This is a genomic window from Thermocrispum sp. (assembly GCF_002919275.1).
Lineage (GTDB): Bacteria > Actinomycetota > Actinomycetes > Mycobacteriales > Pseudonocardiaceae > Thermocrispum > Thermocrispum agreste.
This window is the reverse complement of record NZ_PKFA01000066.1, coordinates 1-17,751: the sequence shown is the minus strand read 5'-3', so window position 1 is coordinate 17,751 and position 17,751 is coordinate 1. Positions and strand designations below refer to the sequence as shown.

Sequence of the window (17,751 nt, the reverse complement as noted above, 5' to 3'; positions counted from 1 at the left end):
CTGACGAGGGTCGTTAGCTCAATTGGTAGAGCTGCGGACTTTTAATCCGTAGGTTCCGGGTTCGAGCCCCGGGCGACCCACCAAAACCCCAGGCCAGAGGCTTAGGAACTAGCCTCATCACCCTGAACTGTCCCTTTAATGCCCCTAAATTCCACGCCGAGGACACCGAGCACCTCGGCGGCTCGACGCGAAGGGATCTTGCGCCCCACGTAGGTGTCGGTCGTCTGCGACACCCGGGAATGGCCAAGCAGATCACTGGCCTCGCGGGCAGGCAGCGCATCAGTGATCAGCGTGGCCACCGTGCGGCGGAACGTGCGCGGAGTGAACCAGTCGCCGATGTCGTGCCGCTTGCGAAACGCCCGCCAATCCCGGCGAAGGTTGTTCGCCTCCCGCAGCGTGCCAGTCGAACTCGGAAACACCCAGCCGGTGAGTTCTCCGGGTCGCACGCCCTGTGCTGCCGCCATCCGAGCGCGTCGGTCACGCAGCATGTCCACCACCCAGTTCGCCAGCGGGATTGGGATGCCGCCTCCGATCAGCCTCGGCGACGGGTATACGGCACGGGCCAGCTCGCCAAGGTCGCCGTGCTCAACCGCGACATCGAGCAAGTAGCTACGCTCGCACTTGATGCCGCTGAATCAAGCAGTCGCCAGCAGCCAAGGCGGTCGCTACAGGTGATCCGAGAGTCGGATGCACAGTTGAAGCCGCACAGCAAGCAGCCAAAGGTGCGTGAGTTCCGTGAGCGCGCCCGTCTTCTCCTGGCCGGGTGAACCGTGACCAACCACATCACCCAGCAAGACGCACAGTCGAGGGCCGCTCAGCGACAAAAGGACCTCGAAGCCGAAGGCGAGCCCGAGAAGGAGTTCCGCCCCGGCATCGCCAGCCGCATCCCCGCCAAGACCGTGGCCGCCGGCGCCATCATTCGCGACCCCGAAGGCCGGATCCTGTTCGTCACCCCCGTCTACAAACCAACCCTCGAGATCCCCGGCGGCGTCGTCGACGCCAACGAATCCCCCAGAGAGGCCTGCGAACGCGAACTCCGCGAAGAACTCGGCCTCGAAATCCCACTACGCGGCCCGCTCGTCGTCGACTGGGTCTCAGCCCAAGGCGTGTGGCGCGACAGCCTCCAACTCATCTTCGACGGTGGCGCCCTCAATCAAGAGCAAATCAGCCGCATCGAACTACCACCCGACGAACTCCAGTCCTACCAATTCTTCCATCTCAAAGACGTTCAACGGCTCTTCAAGCCCGCCCAATATCGCCGACTCCAACAAGCAATCGAAGCACTGCAAACGGGACAACCTCGCCACACAGACTTCGGCCGCCCCTGAACAGCCCGACCAAATTGAACACAGACGAGATGAACATCTTCGATCATGCTGCTGGCGGCGAACACTGTGAGAACTTTCTGTACGTCTTCAAGCCGCCCCACCGGGCGGGCGCGCGGGGCCGCCCGACTGCGAGCGCTCACTGACGGCGGCCCGCGCCAACGACCGTCGGGCACGCGCGCCGGTGCGCGGTGTGGCCGCCAAAAGGATGTACAGAACGATTGCACACGTAGCTGCCGATGTGAACGCCCCATCCCCGCGACCGCCGCCATGGTCAAAGCCGGCCAAGGCGCCGTCAACCCCGCTTCGCGCCGATCCCGCACGCCACCTCATCCAGGTGCCTATCCTCACGACAGCTTGGCACCGTCAAGATCGCCTGCTACGACCACAACGGAACCAGGTCAAGGCGCACAGCGCAGCCACGTATCACCCGCTGGCGAGCATTTGTTCGACGTCAACGTCTGGGACACGAACGCCGCGTTGTGAGGCCGACGTGAGTTGGCTCGCCGTGCGGGATGGCACCCGGACCACAACGGTCGGGTGCCATCCCGCAACCGCCTCCCCACCGCCCTGGACTCCACGCCGTGGCCTGAGGTCGGTAGGTAGAAGCCCCCGTCAAAGCTGGCGTGGCCTTCCTCCTGCGTTGTGCTCCCTGCTGTCCCCGCGCATGCACTCGTCGGCGTAGCTGACCACTGCCGAACCGAGTCGGACGAGGTACTCCCCATAGCCCCGGAGCGCCGGCGCGGGCGGCAGCGGGCCGTTCTTGAGGTGCCCCTCCAGCACGTTCAAGGTCGAGACCAGGCCGGGGTTGACGGCGGCAACCTCGGCCAGCATCGAACGCCACCCATCCCTCACGGCTGGTGCAATTCCCTCGCCATGTGGGGCAGCTCAACGCTCTCGTCCATCACGACACGCTGTCGCTCCGCCTCGTCCGCGCGCACCTCGTCGTCAGGGATGGCGATCACCTTCTCCGGGTAGGCGTCGGTGACGATGATCTGCATCCCCCCGTGGGGCAGGCACGGCCCCGAATTCCACGTCATGGAGTCATCTTGTGTCGGGGCGGCTACTCTGAGACACAGACCACGCCCACACGGTGGGTGTGTGCAAGATCAACGAGCGGTAGTGCAAGGGGAAGTGAGGGTGGCGGGGCTATTCGCCAGCGAGATGCGGCGCGCCAGAGAGAAAGCAGGCTTGACCAGAGAACAGCTCGCGGAGGCTGTCGCGTTCTCTGTCAGCTTGATCGAGAAGGTGGAGTCGGGCAACAAGCAGCCGAGCGAGCAGTTCGCCAACGCGGTAGACACCGTGCTCAAGACTGACGGGCTGCTCAGCCGACTTCGGAAAGGGCTGCTGCAACATGACGCCGTGCCGCCGTGGTTCCGGCCCTGGCCCGACATCGAGGACCAGGCGTCCGAGATTCGCTGGTACGAACCGCTCGTCGTGCCGGGCCTGATGCAGACCAAGGCGTACGCGATGGCGCTTCTCGGCGACGACAACACGGTCGAGGCGCGCATCGAACGCCAACGCGTGTTCGCGCGGGACGCCCCACCCGAGGTTGTGATCGTTCTCGACGAGGCGGTGCTGCACCGCCAGGTCGGCGACAGCCAGACGATGCACGAGCAGTTGGTGAGTCTCGCCGAGTCCCCAGCCTGCGTGCAGATTCTCCCGACCGGGGCGGACACCTACCTTGGCGTGGACGGCAGTTTCGTGCTCGCGCGGGTAGACGATAGGGTGCTTGCGTACGTAGAGACACCCGCAACGGGGCTAGTCCTAGACGACAACGACACAACAGCACGGCTGGGTCGTCGCTGGGATGAGCTCCGTGGCGAGGCACTACCCCAACGGCAGTCCCGCAAGATGATCTTGGAAGTGGCGGAGCAGTGGAAAACACGAAGCAACTGAACTGGCGCAAGTCTTCGTTCTCGGGTACGCAAGGCAACTGTGTCGAGGTCGCGATCCACGACGATGGCGTGTACGTGCGTGACTCAAAGGACCGCGAAGGCCCCGTGCTGCGCTTCACGCACGCGGAGTGGGACGCCTTCAAGCGCGGCGTGACCAACGGCGAGTTCTAGACTCCTCGGTCTAGTGACTGCCTAACGCAAAATGAGGCCCGCACCCCGAAGGATGCGGGCCTCATTGCACACCGGACAGCCTGCCCTCGCACCAGTTGACTTTCCGTCAGCCCAGGCGCTGGCCCGCACCGAAAATCACAGGACCTTCAGATCCGACCAGCCGTCCTCGCGTGTCTCTACTCAACGGCGGAGAGTCTGTCCGGAACGTACTCAGCGATGTATTCGGCTACGCCGTACGCCACGGAGCAATGACCAGCAACCCCGTCAGGTCGGCGAAGGAACTGCGCCGGACCGACGCAAGGTCCAGGCGTCGGACCTGAGCAGCGAGACGACCTCCTGGAGAAGCTGGAAGCGTACGGCCGACAGCACTCGACGAACAGGGCCGTAGCCTTGGCCCGCGCCAGCGGTCTGGCTCGATCTGCACGACCTGATGGTCGGGATGCTCTCCACCGGAGCGCGCATCGCCGAGGTGCTGGCCGTGGTCGGGGACGACATCGCCTAGCCAACAGAACCGTGCCTATCGACCACCACCTTGGTGCGTGACGGGGCAGGGCAGGTTCCGGGGTCGAGCCCCGGGCGACCCAACAAAACTCCAGTTCAGAGGGACAGCGAGCCATAGCGGCGGCCGCCGAACTTCACCTTTGCCGAACACGAACCCCGGCCCACTGGCAGCCGCGTGCGGTACGGAACTCCGTCGCCAACCCGGCCAAGTATGCGAAGTCGGATGCGGTGCCAGCTCCACTCGTTGAGCACTCAGCACCGGGCAACCGGATGCACGAGAGTCGCGCGGCCACATCCAAGGCACACGGCCACTACGTGCGTCCGTTACGGCAACCGCATCACGGTTCACTCGTCGTCGCGATCCGCGTGTGTGGTGCTGCCTGCTGCCGAGCGGCGCGCTCACAGGTCCTTGGCTAGGCTGCCAGCTGCTGCGATCGCACACCGTGGATGGGGGCACGATGCAACCGCAAGCCGGCTGGTACCAGGACCCGACGGGCCGCAATCAGCTCCGCTACTGGGACGGCAGTCAATGGACCACCCACGTCTCCAACAACGGCGTGATGGCCGATGAGGCCGCTCAGCCGCAGGCGCCACCGGCGAGTTACGCGACGGCCGGCACGTCCACACACCAGCCGTACGAATCCGGTGGCTCTGCCACGCAGCCGTCGGCCGACGCCGGTCAGGGCCAGCCGCCTGCCCAAGCTGGCGGCTTCTCGGCTGCCCTGGGAGCTCAACCCAGCACGAGCCGGGTAGCGGGCATCGACCCCACCTTGCTCAAGGACAGTCTCGCCAAGGCGGAGGTCCAGCCCCGCTCCGGAGACGGCACACTCACGGGCGAACCCGTTCTCGTCGTTGCTCGAACAGCCGACGAGAAGTCCGCCTACCGGTACCACATTTGCTCCGCATCAGGTCAACTCCTGGCGGTGTGTGCCACGGAGGGCGCCACCGACGCCAACGCCTCGAGCCAGCGCGGCCGCACCGATCATTTCCAGCTGCGCGGCCCCAACGGCAACCTCCTGGGGCGGCTGATCCACCGAAGGCCGCAACCCCTCGAAGGCTTCTTCTCCCTCGTCGGCCAGAACGGCACCGAGATCGCGCAGGTCCAGCAGAAGAATGCCTACGGACGATTCATCTTCCACATCGTGGCGGGCGAGAAGACCGTCGCCATGCTGTACTCCCCGGAGCGCCGGGCGAGGTTGTTCTGGATCGTGGACGCCAAGGAGAACAAGCTGGCCAAAATGATCAGGGTCGGCCCAGACGCCAACGTCCGCCTCTTCGGCCGTAGTACCAAGGCTGCCGGCCCGTACGTGGTGGACCTGCCGCAGCGTCAGCCCGAGCCGCTGGCCAGCGTCATTCCCATCCTTCCGATCGTCGTCGACCTGTCGCTGGAGGCCGACCCATCCGTCTAGCGCCCGTGCCGCTTCCGGTATGTGGCACACAGCGGACGGGCACGAAGCCCGGCAGGCTGCCAGCCGACGCACACCAACGAGGGCGGCGGTTCAACCGCTGGCAGGCGCCGGGACCCGACCGGACGCAACCAACACCGCTACTGGGACCGCACCCAGTGGACACCCGCATCGCCGCCAACGGCGTGACGAGCAACGAGGCCCACACACCACCCGGACGCAGCAATCCAGTTCGTCTGGCAGCCCCGCGAACCCTCCGCTTATTCGGGCAGCACCTTCCAGGCACCACAGCACGCCCCGCGAATCCCGGTTGCGCCTCAGCGGCCGTATCTAGAGGAGATCTGTAGGCATCGCCCCAGTCGAACCGGCTCCACCCCACACAACGGACCAACGCGAACGCGGTGGACTTCCCTCCGCCACTCGACCCGGCTCCACCCACACAGCGGACCAACGGCTTGTGACGCTTCGAGCACACAGCGGATACCGGAGCGCAATCCTGACTAGGCTGCCAGCCGACGCACATCATCGAGGTGGGCGCCATGCAACCGCAGCCGGGCTGGTACCAGGACCCGACCGGACGCAACCAACTCCGCTACTGGGACGGCAACCAGTGGACCACCCACATCGTCAACAACGGCGTGGTGGGCAACGAGGCATCGCCGCAAGCCGGACAAGGTGAGCCCGCAGGAGCCACGACACCCTCCGCCCAACAGCACGCAGCATCGAATCCCCAGGTCACGCACACCGCATCGGGCCCGCAGAACGCATACGCTCCACAAGCCACCATCTCCGCCTCAGGGCTGACGCCGTCCGCGCCGAACGGTCCCCACGCCGCCATGTAAGCCACCGGCGGCGCGAATGCTCACCAGGTTGATCTCAATGCGCTGCACGCACTGCTGGCCGAGGCACAGGTCCCGCCCCGCCCTGGTGACGGCACGCTGACCGGCGAGCCCGTGCTCGTCACCGAGCAGACATCGGACGACCACGTGACCGGCTACCGGTACGAGATCTACTCCTCCAGCGGTCGCCTTCTGGCCGTCTGCGTCGAGGACATCTCCCCGCCGTCAGCGACCGCCTCGACCCGCGAGGCCATGCGACACAACGCCACGGACTTCATCGACTTGCACGATGCGCAGGGCAATCGCTGGGGCCGGTTGACGCACCGCAAGAGCACCAAAAGCGTCGTCACCGTGACCGCCATGAACGGATTCGAAATCGGTCAGGTGCACCAGGAGAACATCGTCGGAAAGGTCAGGCTCAGCATCTCCGCCCAGGGCAACCCCATCGCCCAGGTGCGAGCGGCCGACATGCGGGCGACCCAGTTCGCCATCAACGACCCGCGCGGCACGCAGATCGGACGGCTGATCAAGATCGGCTCCTACCACAACTGGCGTCCGTTCGCCCGGCCCAGCAAGGCGGCCGGCCGCTATGTCGTCGACCTCGCCACACGGGCGCCCGAGCCGCTGGCGACCATGCTCGCCACATTGCCGATCGCCGTGGATTTGACGATGAACGTCGACCCCGCCCTCTCCCGATCGTTGCGGCGCTGAAGGGCCGGTACGCATCGGCTCCAGCCACCAGGACGACAGCGTCGCCCGACCGAGCGTGCTGATGGGCATGCCCGCAGCCAGCCATCCGACCGGCCGCAACCAAGTCCGCCGCCGCAAGGCACCCGGTGGGCGACCAACGTCGCCAGCAACGGCCTACTGACGACGGCCAACAGACCGCTCGTCAGGCGGTTCAGCAACGGTCGCTGCCACCTGTGGCCGCTGGCGGGCAACGCCAGGGCTGGCTATCCATGCCCGCGCGGGCGACGCCCCTCAAGCGGGCCGAGCTGCGATGGGTCGAGGTGGCTATCCAGGCTCGGGCGGGCGGCGCCTGTCGAGGGCCGCACGTACCGAGGGAGCTTGTGGCTATCCACGCCCGGGCGGACGACGCCGTGACTGGGTGGGCGGGCATACCCAGGGAGTCAGCAATACATCACTCGTTGCCGAGACGGTGAGAGTCAGGTCCACGGCGACCGGCAACCGCAAAATCGGGGCCGCCAGCGGTTGGGGTGCCTGCGCCGCATCGTCTGCCACGTGGTGGGGTGCGCCAGCTGGAAAGCGGTGGGCTGGCGCGGCAGGCGGACACCGGCGAAGCCGTGGAGAGCTGCTTGCGTCACCCCGCACACACTTCCCGCAATCACCCCTTGCGGTGACCCGGTGACGTGTGCCACAGTGCATGGCACTGAGTGCCATCTAGCTGTCATCAAGTGCCAAACCGGGAGGCGACGGTGGACCCCCAGCACGCACCAACAGCCACGAACACCGACCCCAGCCCCGAAGACGTCGAGCACGCCGCGGCGAGCCGCAAGGCCGCATGGCGGCTGCTGCCGATCCTGTGCCTGGTCTACTTCATGGCCTTCGTCGACCGCACCAACGTCGGCCTGGCCAAGACCTCGCTGGAAGCCGACGTCGGGATCAGCGCCGCGGCGTTCGGCGCGGGCGCGGGCATCTTCTTCCTCAGCTACGCGTTCCTCGAGGTGCCCAGCAACCTGATCATGCACCGGGTCGGCCCGCGCCGGTGGATCACCAGGATCGCGGTCACCTGGGGCACGCTGTGCGCCTGCATGATGTTCGTGCAGGACGACATCACCTTCTACATCGTCCGCTTCCTGCTCGGCGCGGCGGAAGCCGGCCTCTACCCCGCGCTGATGTACGTCGTCACCGTCTGGTTCGCCCAGCAGCAGCGGGCCACCATCGTCGGGATCATCTACTTCGCCGTCTGCGCCGGGCTCACCCTGGGCGGCCCGATGGGCGGCGCGCTGATGGAACTCGACGGCCTGGCCGGGATGTACGGCTGGCAGTGGATGTTCCTGGTGGAGGGCGCGCTGACCGTGGTCGTCGCCTACTTCGTCTACCGGCTGGTGCCGGACAAGCCGGACGACGCGCCGTGGCTGACCGAGCGGGAGGCCCAGCTGCTCAACGAGCGCGCCGTGGTGCGCACCGCCCCGGCCCACAACAGGCTGCGCGGCAACATGAAGATCGCCTTCGGCCGTCCCTTCATCATCGCGCTGTCGCTGATCTACTTCGCCAACCAGATCAACAGCGTGGTCATCCAGTACAACTTCCCGTCCATCGTGGAGAGCGTGCACGTCGAAGGGCGGTTCCTGATCGGCCTGGTCAGCGGCAGCGTGGGCATCGGCGCGTTCATCGGCGTCCTGGTCATCCCGTGGCTCCAGCGCCGCATGCGCAACGAACTGCGCCTGCTCACCTACGTCACCGCCGCCACCGTCGTCGTCGCCGTCGCCTACACGCTCTCCGAAGGCGCGGTGGCCCGCATCCTGCTCATCGACCTGGCGATGTTGCTGCTGATCGGCATCCTGCCGCTGTACTGGTCGGTGGCCATGCAGCGGATGGCCGGGCTGATGGCCGCCGCCGGGCTCGCGCTGATCAACACGCTCGGCCTGCTCGGCGGGTTCGTCGGCCCCTACCTCTACGGCTTCGCCGAGGAACACGGCAGTGCGGCCGGAACCTCCGCCGTCCTCATCGGCAGCGCGGTGCTCGGCTTGCTTCTCCTGCCGGTCCTGAAGGTCGCCGTGCACAAAGAGGACGCGAAGGCCGCACGCGAAGCGGCCCAGCGCGAGACCGCCACAGTTGCCGCAACCGAGTGAGGGGGATCCATGCGCAGCAAGGTTCTCACCGTTCTGCTGGGGCTCCTGCTCCTCGGCACGACAACGCTCGCGTTGCCTGCGCAGGCACACGCCTCACCGGTGGTCCGCATGACCACGCTCGGGCTGGTCGCCGGCATAGACGAAAGCACGACCACCGGCACCTACTCCTGGCTCGGCATCCCCTACGCCGAGCCCCCGGTAGGCAAGCTGCGCTGGCGCGCCCCGGTACCGCACCGCCCGTGGCCGGGCGTCCGGCAGGCGCGCCACTTCGGTGACGGTTGCATCCAAGAGGGCCGGATGTTCAGCCCGTCGCCGAACGGCCCGCACTACGACCTCGACATCCGCGACGGCCTGAAGAAGCCGGTCGGCGCGGAAGACTGCCTGACGCTGAACGTCTACCGCCCGGCGACCAACCGCACGAACCTCCCGGTGATCGTCTTCATCCACGGCGGCAGCAACATGGTCGGCTACTCGGCCGACCCGATGTACGACGGCCGAGCGCTGGCCCGCAAGGCCGATGCCGTCGTGGTCACGATCAACTACCGGGTCGGGGTCTTCGGCTGGCTCGACCTGCCCGGCTTGCAGACCGTCCGGCCGGACGACGACTCCGGGAACTTCGGCACGCTGGACCAGATCGAAGCCCTGCGCTTCGTCCACCACAACGCCCGGGCCTTCGGCGGGAATCCGCACAACGTCACGGTGATGGGCGAATCGGCGGGCGCGGTCAACGTGTGGGCGCTGCTCGTCTCACCGCTCACCAAAGGCCTGATTCACAAGGCCATTCCGCTCAGCGGCGGCTTCCAGTTCGCCACCCCCGAGCAGGCGCGCGACTACGCCGACGAATTCGTCCGGGAAGCCCTTGGCCCCGTCTACGGCGATGACCGCGAGGTCGCCCGGCGGCTGCGATCCATGCCTGCCGACGACTTGATCCGGGCACAGGTCCGGCTCGGGGCGCGCATCGGCGATCCGCCGAAGGTGATCGCGGACGGCACGGTGCTGCCGGAGGACTACCACGCCGCCGTCGCCGCGGGCCACTACCACAAGGTCCCGGTGCTCGCCGGGAACACGTTCGAGGAAGGCAAGCTCTTCGGCGGGTTGATCAACGCCTTCCGGCCCAGCGACTACGACCGGTTCACCATGCAATACCAGTTCGACCCGGACCGGCCGTCGGAGCTGACCGTGCGGGACTTCATCAACGACGAGTTCTTGCCGGTCGACAAGCCCGGCGGATGGAACGACGCGGCTCAGGGCCTGACCGACCTCATCTTCACCGGGATCATCCACGACTCGATGAACACCTTGCGGGCCGCAGGCCACCGGCGGCTGTACTACTACCAGTTCGGCTGGAACCAACAGCCCGCGCCGTTCGACCAGGTGTACGGCTCGGTGCACGCCATCGACCTGCCGTTCGTCTTCCACACGTTCGACGACGGCTTCTTCCGGTTCGCGTTCAGCAAGAAGAACGCACCCGGCCGGATCGAGCTGGCGAACCTGATGACCGACAGCATCCGCTCGTTCATCCGCACCGGAACACCGCAGCACCGCGGCCTCGGCGCGCAGTGGCGGCCATGGCCGCACAGCATGGTGCTCGACGCCGACGACGACCACGCCACGGCGGTGCCCGGTTCGGTCGAAACGGAGGTTCACGGACGGTAACCCGGGGCGCGCGGGGCCATAAACTCGAGGCACGACCGACGGACGACCACTGGGGAGGTGATGCGGTAGTGGTGGCCTCGCGCGCCCTGGAGACCAAGTACCGCATTGCCGAAACCGCCATGGCCCTGTTCCTGGAACAGGGATACGAATGCGTCACCGTCGAAGCCGTCGCGGACGCGTCCCAGGTTTCCCGGCGCACCGTCTTCCGGTACTTCGACGGCAAGGACGAACTGGCCTTCCCCGACCACACCGAGCGGCTGAAGCTGCTGAGCAGGCACCTGGTCGAGCCGACGGCCAGCCGGTCACCGGTGGAAGTGGTGATGGCGGCGACCGAAGCGGTGATGCTGGACTTCCTGCAGCATCCCGAGCTGGTGCTGCGCCGCTACCGGCTGACCAGGGTGGTACCGGAACTGCGCAAGCGGGAAGTGCTGGAGAACGAGCGCTACGTCTCCCTGACCAGGGCGTATCTGCGGAAGCACCTGCCGAAGGACTCGCCACCGTTTCTGCCGATGGCGCTGTCGTCGTTGATCGACGCGATGCACCGGTCGGCCCTGAGCAATTTCGCCCGCAGCGACGGCAAGACGGACGCGCTCGGCGAATTGCGGCAGGGACTGGACTGGGTGCGGCAGCTGCTGGCCGGCGACCCGAACACGGCAAGCCCGCTGATCCTCGCCGTGCTGCCGGACTCCCCCAAGGTGCGACGCGCGCTGACCGCGCTGCGCGACGAGGCCCGCGAGGAACTCGGCAGCTGAACGGACCCGCGTTGCCAGCCGTCGGCGCGAATGCTCACGATCGCACCCGGCATGCGCCGACCCACGCACCTGACCAGCGGTGATTGCCCGAACAGGCGAGAGTTTCCGTCTTTTCGGCCGGGTCGGTAATGATCCATTTGGCGGCAACGACTAGGCGGGCGTGAGAGGTTTTCGCCGCGTATCGCGTCGTGCACTCGGCATCGTCACGTGCTGCCTGATGGGCCTGGGCCTGCTGCCCGCACCGTCCGCCCTCGCCTACGACATCGACGTCCATGACAAGTTCGCCGGCCGCTCACGCACCTACCTGGCCTACCGGAACGACTCCGGTTCGATCTTCGAGGTCCGCTTCACCACGACCCTGCCCGGTGAGCAGCGTCGCCTGCGCGGCCAGCTCGAGTTCATCGTGCCGAAAAGCGCCTCCGACGTGATGATCGTCGGCAGGCACGCGATCAAGTGCGGCCCGGTCGACGTGGACGAGAAGCAGTACGAGCAGGTCTACGGTGTGCGCAACATCCTGCGCGGCCAGACCTACGTGCAGAAGCCGCGCTGGACGTACACCGCGAGGCAGCCCGGCCAGCACCGCTGCCTGCTGTGGGTGGGCACCGGGCGGCCACGGCCGTCCGGCACGAACACGACGTCGAACATCCTCAAGGTCGGCTGGAACTCCTTCCTGCAGGTCACCGAGCCCCTGCACCCGGCATCCGCGCAACATTTCCAGCCGGATCAGCCTTCGCACCTGCTCTTTCCCGGCAAGGCCACGGACGAGAACGTGCTCACCTGGACCGCGCCGCCCGGGGTGCGCTCGTTCAGCGCGTCCGGCGACGCCTACGTCACCACCTGCACGTCGGTCGGCGGCAGCTTCGACCCGGTCACCGGCGAGTACCTGTGCACCGGCCACACCAAGATCTACGGCACGATCATCAACAGCCGGATGGTGGTCGGCCAGCTACGGCTCGACGGCTCCGGGTACTGCGCGCTGCACTACTTCCCCAGCAAGAGCGGCCGCAAGACCAACATCACCAGGGACATCCACCACGTGGTGGTGTTCCACTCCGGGAGCGTGCCGGTCGCAACCGGGAACGGCTGCAGTCGCACTTTCCGCGTCAAGGTGCTGATCAAGAACGTCGACGGCGGCACGGCGCTGGTGCACCGCCAGGGCACCCTCACGGCGGCCATTCCCCCCACGTAGCGGCGACTGCTCCGGCAGGACTTGCCGCTGCCGGGATCCGGTGCGGGCGGGCAACAGGACGCCGCGGCCACTCTGCGGCCGCAAGCATGGCTACCCCTACCCCGCCGAGCACTCGACGGTCGCAGTCATGGCCACCCCGCCGAGCACTCTGCGGCCGCAAGCATGGCTACTCCGCCGAGTCGCGCTTCTCCCGGAAGACGACCAGCTTCAGCATCACGAAGTTGATCGTGGTCGCGGCGCCCTGGGACACCACCCACGCCAGCGTGCTCCGCCACGAGGTGTCCGGCAACGCCAGCAGCATCAGCCGGTTCACCCCGACCGCGATGAAGAACGTGGTGCCGTACAACAGGATGAAGCTGCTCACCTGCTTCAGGCCGCCGGTGGCGTTGAACGTGAACCGCTTGTTCAGCACATAGGCGGTGCTGGTGCCGATGACGAAGCTGATCGCGCGGGCCAGGTCGGCCAGCCCCGGCCCGTCCATGCCGAGCGCCAGCAGCAGCTGGTAGGAGCCGTAGTCCAGCAGCGCGCAGAAGCCGCCGACCAGCACGAACCGGAGCAACTGCCCCGGCAGCCGCTCCTTGCCCGGTACCGCCAACGCCACGTCGTGCAGTCTAGGCTCCGCAGCTTCACTACCCTTGGCGGGCGTGGAGTCCGCAGAACGCAAGCCGCTGAGAGGCTGGGCGCGCACCGCCCCGACGGTGGCCGAGGTCGTCCCCGCCGACAACCCGGACGTGGTGATCAAGGCGGTCAAGCAAGCGGGTCCGCGCGGCGTCATCGCCCGCGGCCTCGGCCGCAGCTACGGCGACCCGGCGCAGAACGCGGGCGGGGTCGTGGTGGACATGACCCGGCTCAACCGCATCCACTCCATCGACGCCAGTTCCGGCCACGTGGTGCTGGACGCCGGTGTCAGCCTGGACACGCTGATGCGGACCGCGCTCCCGTTCGGCCTGTGGGTGCCCGTGCTGCCCGGCACCCGGCAGGTCACCATCGGCGGTGCCATCGCCTCGGACATCCACGGCAAGAACCACCACTCGGCGGGCAGCTTCGGCAACCACGTCGTGTCCATGGAGCTGCTCACCGCCGACGGCGAGGTCCGCACGCTCACCCCGGACGGCCCGGACTCCGAGCTGTTCTGGGCCACCGTCGGCGGCATGGGCCTGACCGGGATCATCCTGCGGGCCACCATCGCGATGAAGCACACCGAGACGGCGTACTTCATCGCCGACACCGACCGCACCGAGAACCTGGACGAGACGATCGAGCTGTTCTCCGACGGCTCGGACGACACCTACGACTACTCGTCGGCCTGGTTCGACTCCATTTCCACCGACCACCGGCTGGGCCGGGCGGCATTCGGCCGCGGCAGCCTGGCCACCGTCGACCAGCTGCCCAAGAAGCTGCGCCGCAACCCGCTGAAGTTCGACGCCCCCCAGCTGTTCACGCTGCCCGACATCTTCCCGCCCGGGCTGGCCAACAAGCTGACGTTCAGCGCGATCGGCGAGCTGTACTACCGCAAGACGCCCAAGCGCGGACGAGGGCTGATCCAGAACCTGACGCAGTTCTACCACCCGCTGGACCTGATCGGGGAGTGGAACCGCGCCTACGGCCCGCGCGGGTTCCTGCAGTACCAGTTCATCGTGCCGTTCGGCCAGGAGGACGAGCTGCGCGCCATCGTGCGGCACATCGCCGAGTCCGGCCACGTCTCGTTCCTCAACGTGTTCAAGCGGTTCGGCGAAGGCAACCGGGCGCCGCTGTCGTTCCCCATGCCGGGCTGGACCATCACCGTCGACTTCCCGATCAAGGACGGCCTGGACCGGCTGTGCGCCGAACTCGACGAACGGGTGCTGGCCATGGGCGGCAGGCTCTACCTGGCCAAGGACTCGCGGCTGTCCGCGGAGACGTTCGCCCGCATGTATCCGCGGCTGGACCAGTGGCGCAAGGTCCGCCAGGCCGTGGATCCGGAGGGCGTGTTCATGTCCGACCAGGCCCGCAGGCTCGGCCTGTGACCGCACCCGGCCCCTTCTAGGCTTGCAAGACACCATCGACGGAAGGACCACCGTGATCGACGCCGTTGGCAACCCCCAGTCGCTGCTGCTGCTCGGCGGCACCTCGGACATCGCACTGGCGATCGCGGAGAAGTACGCGTCGGCCCGGCCGCTGCGCATCGTGCTGGCCGCCCGGCCGACCGAACGCCGCACGGCGGCGGCCAAGCGCCTGGCCGAGGCGGGCAACGACGTCGTCGAGCTGGACTTCGACGCCGAGGACACCGACTCGCACCCGGACGTCATCGCGCGGGCGTTCGCCGACGGGGACATCGACGTGACCGTGGTGGCCTTCGGCCTGCTCGGCGACGCCGAGCGCGCATGGCAGGACCACGCCACCGCCGTGCAGCTGGCGCACGTCAACTACACCGCCGCGGTCTCCGTGGGCGTGCCGCTGGCCGAGCGGCTGAAGAACCAGGGACACGGCCGGATCATCGCGCTGTCCTCGGTCGCCGGGGAACGGGTGCGCCGGTCCAACTTCGTCTACGGATCGACCAAGGCCGGCTTCGACGGCTTCTACCTGGGCCTCGGTGAGGCGCTGCGACCGTTCGGCCCGCGGGTGACCGTGGTGCGACCCGGATTCGTGCGCACCAAGATGACCGAGGGCATGGCCGAGGCGCCGCTGGCAGTGAGCGCCGAGGAGGTCGCCGACATCGCGGTCGCCGCCGCACGCAAGGGCAAGGAGCTGGTGTGGGCGCCGCCGCAGTTCCGGTTCATCATGTCGGCGCTGCGGCACGTGCCGCGTCCGATCTTCCGCAAGCTGCCGATCTGATCGCCGGGACGCGCCCGCTTCCTACCCGCGGCCACGGGTGGGAAGCCCGACCGACGCGCCTTGCCGCAGGCAGGCAGCCCGGCGCCACGCCCGGCTGCGCTCGCTGGCCCGCTGGCCCGTTCGGCTACAGGTAGATCGCGGCGAACAGCGAACCGGCCCAGGCCAGGCCGAGGATCTGCAGCGCCCGGTCGCGCAGCGCGATCTCCTCCGGTTCGCCCGCCTTGCCCTGGTCCACGTCGACCGCGTACCGCAGCACCGCGACCACGAACGGCACGATCGACACCACCGTCCAGACCGAGTCGCCCAGGACCGGGCGGACGTCCCACGCCCACAACGCGTAGGACATGATCATCACGCCCGCCGACGTGGCCCACACGAACCGCAGGTAGCTCGCCGAGTACTTGCGCAGCGACGAGCGGATCTCGGCGCCGGTGTTCTCGAACAGGATGATCTCCGCGTACCGCTTGCCCGCCACCATGAACAGCGAGCCGAACCCGGTGACCAGCAGGAACCACTGGGACAGCGGAATCCCGGTGCCCGCGCCACCGGCGATGGCACGCAGCAGGAAGCCGGAGGCCACGATGCACAGGTCGATCACGGGCTGGTGCTTCCAGCCCAGGCAGTAGCCGAGCTGGATGCACCAGTACACGCCGAGCACGACCAGCAGCTGCCAGCTGGCCGCCCACCCCACGGCAGCCCCGGCCAGCAGGAGCACGCCCGCCGCGACGTAGGCCACCGGGACGGGCACGATGCCTGCCGCGATCGGCCGGTTCCGCTTGGTCGGATGCGCGCGGTCGGCCTCCACGTCGATCGCGTCGTTGATCAGATACACCGACGACGCGACCAGCGAGAACGCCACGAACGCCAGCCCGGCGTCGCGGAGCACGGCGACGTCGGCCAGCCTGCTCGCGGTGAACGGCGCGGCCAGCACCAGGACGTTCTTCACCCACTGCTTGGGCCGGGCGGCCCGCAGCAGACCGCCGGCCAGCCCGCCCGCCGACTTGCCAGGTCGAGTGCTCACGTCTTCAGCCTGCTCGGTCACTGCTGCTCCTCACCTTGCGGCGCACCACGGCACCGACCAGGCCGCCCAGCGCCGCCCCGGCCAGTACGTCGCTGGGGTAGTGCACGCCGAGCACCAGGCGGGAGGCCAGCATCGGCGGCACCAGCACCGGCTCCAGCCTGCGACCGGTCAGCTCGGAATACACCACCGCCGCCGCGGTCGTGGACGCCGCGTGCGACGACGGGAAGCTCAGCTTGCTCGGCGTGCCGACCAGCACCTTGACGCTCTCGTCCTCCGGGCGTCGACGCCGGACGACCCGCTTGACCACGATGGACGCCGCGTGCGCGGCCACCACGCCGGCGGCCGAGGTCAGCCACTCCTTGCGGCGCTTGCGATCCACCGCGGCACCCACCAGGCCCGCCGCGAACCAGCCGATGCTGTGCTCGCCGAAGTGCGACAGCCCGCGGGCGGCACGCACCACGCCCGGCTTGTCCAGCGCACGCTGAATGCCTGCCAGCAGCGCCAGTTCGCGCGGCCGACGGCCACGATCCTTCTTCAGCATTCCTGACACCTCTCAGGCGGGTCCCGCTCCGGCTCGCCGCGACACCGGCGTCACCGACCGGGTCGGCGTGCTCGGCACGATCGTGCAGCCGCGCCGCAGAGCATCGGCTGCGATCACCAGGGGCCGCCGAACTCGCCTTCAGTATCCTGTGGCAAGTTCGTCAGCGAGCTCACGGGCGCCCAGGGTACCGGGTGCGACGTGCTCGACCGGGCTCGCACCGCTGTTCGGCCACCGACGTGGTCGCAAGCGTGGGGCACGCAGGCGGGCGGCCGGGTCCGGAAAGTGCGACCACCTCGAGGAATAGACACAACCGATGCCCTCAGACTCGATCTGGCTGTTCACCGCCGCGGTCGTCGCCTACTTCGTCGTGCTGCTGGTGCCCGGGCTGGCGGTGGGCTTGACGGCCGGGCTGCGCGGCTGGACGCTGGCCGGTCTGGCCCCGCTGTTCGGCTACACCGTGCACGGGCTGACCGGGCCGTGGATGGCCGGCTTGGACATCCCGTTCACCATCTGGACGGCGCTGGCGGGCACCGTGCTGTTCGCCGCGGTGGTCTACGCCATCCGCCGGTTCGTCGAAAGCCGCTGGCCGGAGCGCGAACGGCCAGCGCAAGGGCTGCTGCCCAACTGGGGCCGCAACGCGCACCTGGGCGTCGCCGCCTGCATCGGGATCGCGTTCGTCGTCTCGTCCGTCGTGCTGATCGCCGCCGCGGAAGGCGAGCTGGACGCCATCCCGCAGCGGTGGGACCCGGTGTTCCACGCCAACGGCATCCGCTACATCGCCGAAACCGGCGACGGCGGCCTCTACGGCGTCAGCAGCGTCAA

General features: G+C 68.0%; 19 protein-coding genes, 1 tRNA gene and 1 pseudogene. 15 read left to right on the top strand and 6 right to left on the bottom strand.

The window, feature by feature from the left end:
* Positions 1-7 precede the first annotated feature (7 nt).
* A tRNA-Lys gene (locus CXP56_RS17625) sits at positions 8-83 on the top strand.
* Between the two features lie 18 nt (positions 84-101).
* On the opposite strand, the gene CXP56_RS17620 is transcribed toward CXP56_RS17625, so the two are convergent.
* Positions 102-605 carry a tyrosine-type recombinase/integrase gene (locus CXP56_RS17620; protein ID WP_286902019.1) on the bottom strand — a complete coding sequence of 168 codons (504 nt, stop codon included), beginning with the start codon at positions 603-605 and terminating at the stop codon, positions 102-104.
* A gap of 165 nt (positions 606-770) precedes the next feature.
* Here CXP56_RS17620 and CXP56_RS17615 point away from each other — a divergent pair, with 165 nt between their 5' ends.
* Positions 771-1,328 (top strand): NUDIX domain-containing protein, encoded by a 558-nt coding sequence (locus tag CXP56_RS17615; protein ID WP_286902018.1) that lies wholly within the window; start codon positions 771-773, stop codon positions 1,326-1,328.
* Between the two features lie 612 nt (positions 1,329-1,940).
* On the opposite strand, the gene CXP56_RS17610 is transcribed toward CXP56_RS17615, so the two are convergent.
* Together CXP56_RS17610 and CXP56_RS17605 are read right to left on the bottom strand one after the other, a co-directional pair.
* A complete protein-coding gene (locus tag CXP56_RS17610) occupies positions 1,941-2,159 on the bottom strand; it encodes a hypothetical protein (protein ID WP_286902017.1) in 219 nt (72 codons plus the stop codon).
* Positions 2,160-2,176: 17 nt separating this feature from the next.
* On the bottom strand, positions 2,177-2,365 hold the full coding sequence (locus CXP56_RS17605; protein WP_286902015.1) for a hypothetical protein: 189 nt from the start codon (positions 2,363-2,365) through the stop codon (positions 2,177-2,179).
* Positions 2,366-2,465: 100 nt separating this feature from the next.
* Here CXP56_RS17605 and CXP56_RS17600 point away from each other — a divergent pair, with 100 nt between their 5' ends.
* The 10 genes and pseudogenes from CXP56_RS17600 (at position 2,466) to CXP56_RS17560 (ending at position 12,553) form a co-directional block, all read left to right on the top strand.
* Entirely contained in the window at positions 2,466-3,224 is a 759-nt protein-coding gene (locus CXP56_RS17600; protein ID WP_286902013.1) for a helix-turn-helix domain-containing protein, read from the top strand.
* A complete protein-coding gene (locus tag CXP56_RS17595; protein ID WP_286902012.1) occupies positions 3,203-3,394 on the top strand; it encodes a DUF397 domain-containing protein in 192 nt (63 codons plus the stop codon). The genes CXP56_RS17600 and CXP56_RS17595 overlap by 22 nt, the downstream gene beginning before the upstream one ends.
* A 959-nt stretch (positions 3,395-4,353) precedes the next feature.
* A pseudogene (locus CXP56_RS19115) lies at positions 4,354-4,440 on the top strand (DUF2510 domain-containing protein); the annotation flags it as partial.
* A 15-nt stretch (positions 4,441-4,455) separates the two neighbouring features.
* Complete coding sequence (locus tag CXP56_RS17590; protein WP_245566693.1) at positions 4,456-5,304, top strand: hypothetical protein; 849 nt, start codon at positions 4,456-4,458, stop codon at positions 5,302-5,304.
* A gap of 536 nt (positions 5,305-5,840) precedes the next feature.
* On the top strand, positions 5,841-6,143 hold the full coding sequence (locus CXP56_RS17585) for a DUF2510 domain-containing protein (protein WP_286902011.1): 303 nt from the start codon (positions 5,841-5,843) through the stop codon (positions 6,141-6,143).
* A gap of 111 nt (positions 6,144-6,254) precedes the next feature.
* Positions 6,255-6,851 carry a hypothetical protein gene (locus tag CXP56_RS17580; RefSeq protein ID WP_028848337.1) on the top strand — a complete coding sequence of 199 codons (597 nt, stop codon included), beginning with the start codon at positions 6,255-6,257 and terminating at the stop codon, positions 6,849-6,851.
* Between the two features lie 725 nt (positions 6,852-7,576).
* Complete coding sequence (locus CXP56_RS17575) at positions 7,577-8,956, top strand: MFS transporter (protein WP_286902010.1); 1,380 nt, start codon at positions 7,577-7,579, stop codon at positions 8,954-8,956.
* A gap of 9 nt (positions 8,957-8,965) precedes the next feature.
* Complete coding sequence (locus tag CXP56_RS17570) at positions 8,966-10,612, top strand: carboxylesterase/lipase family protein (protein ID WP_286902009.1); 1,647 nt, start codon at positions 8,966-8,968, stop codon at positions 10,610-10,612.
* 71 nt (positions 10,613-10,683) lie between these two features.
* The gene (locus tag CXP56_RS17565) at positions 10,684-11,364 is read left to right on the top strand and encodes a TetR/AcrR family transcriptional regulator (RefSeq protein WP_169725259.1); all 681 of its coding nucleotides are present in this window, start codon (positions 10,684-10,686) and stop codon (positions 11,362-11,364) included.
* Between the two features lie 217 nt (positions 11,365-11,581).
* Positions 11,582-12,553, top strand: coding sequence for a Rieske (2Fe-2S) protein (locus tag CXP56_RS17560; RefSeq protein WP_028848335.1), 972 nt, complete (start codon positions 11,582-11,584; stop codon positions 12,551-12,553).
* Positions 12,554-12,719: 166 nt separating this feature from the next.
* Here the strand turns inward: CXP56_RS17560 and CXP56_RS17555 are convergent, their stop codons facing one another.
* Positions 12,720-13,154, bottom strand: coding sequence for a GtrA family protein (locus CXP56_RS17555; protein WP_028848334.1), 435 nt, complete (start codon positions 13,152-13,154; stop codon positions 12,720-12,722).
* Between the two features lie 43 nt (positions 13,155-13,197).
* On the opposite strand from CXP56_RS17555, the gene dprE1 reads away from it, so the two are divergent.
* A complete protein-coding gene (gene dprE1, locus CXP56_RS17550) occupies positions 13,198-14,559 on the top strand; it encodes a decaprenylphosphoryl-beta-D-ribose oxidase (protein ID WP_028848333.1) in 1,362 nt (453 codons plus the stop codon).
* Between the two features lie 52 nt (positions 14,560-14,611).
* A complete protein-coding gene (dprE2, locus tag CXP56_RS17545; protein WP_028848332.1) occupies positions 14,612-15,367 on the top strand; it encodes a decaprenylphospho-beta-D-erythro-pentofuranosid-2-ulose 2-reductase in 756 nt (251 codons plus the stop codon).
* A 124-nt stretch (positions 15,368-15,491) separates the two neighbouring features.
* Here dprE2 and CXP56_RS17540 read toward each other — a convergent pair whose 3' ends face one another.
* Together CXP56_RS17540 and CXP56_RS17535 are read right to left on the bottom strand one after the other, a co-directional pair.
* Complete coding sequence (locus tag CXP56_RS17540) at positions 15,492-16,388, bottom strand: decaprenyl-phosphate phosphoribosyltransferase (RefSeq protein WP_051310435.1); 897 nt, start codon at positions 16,386-16,388, stop codon at positions 15,492-15,494.
* Between the two features lie 4 nt (positions 16,389-16,392).
* A complete protein-coding gene (locus tag CXP56_RS17535; RefSeq protein ID WP_028848330.1) occupies positions 16,393-16,929 on the bottom strand; it encodes a phosphatase PAP2 family protein in 537 nt (178 codons plus the stop codon).
* A 313-nt stretch (positions 16,930-17,242) separates the two neighbouring features.
* Between CXP56_RS17535 and CXP56_RS17530 the strand changes: the two genes are divergently transcribed.
* On the top strand, positions 17,243-17,751 hold a 509-nt coding region (locus tag CXP56_RS17530), incomplete at its 3' end, for a DUF6541 family protein (protein WP_353744570.1).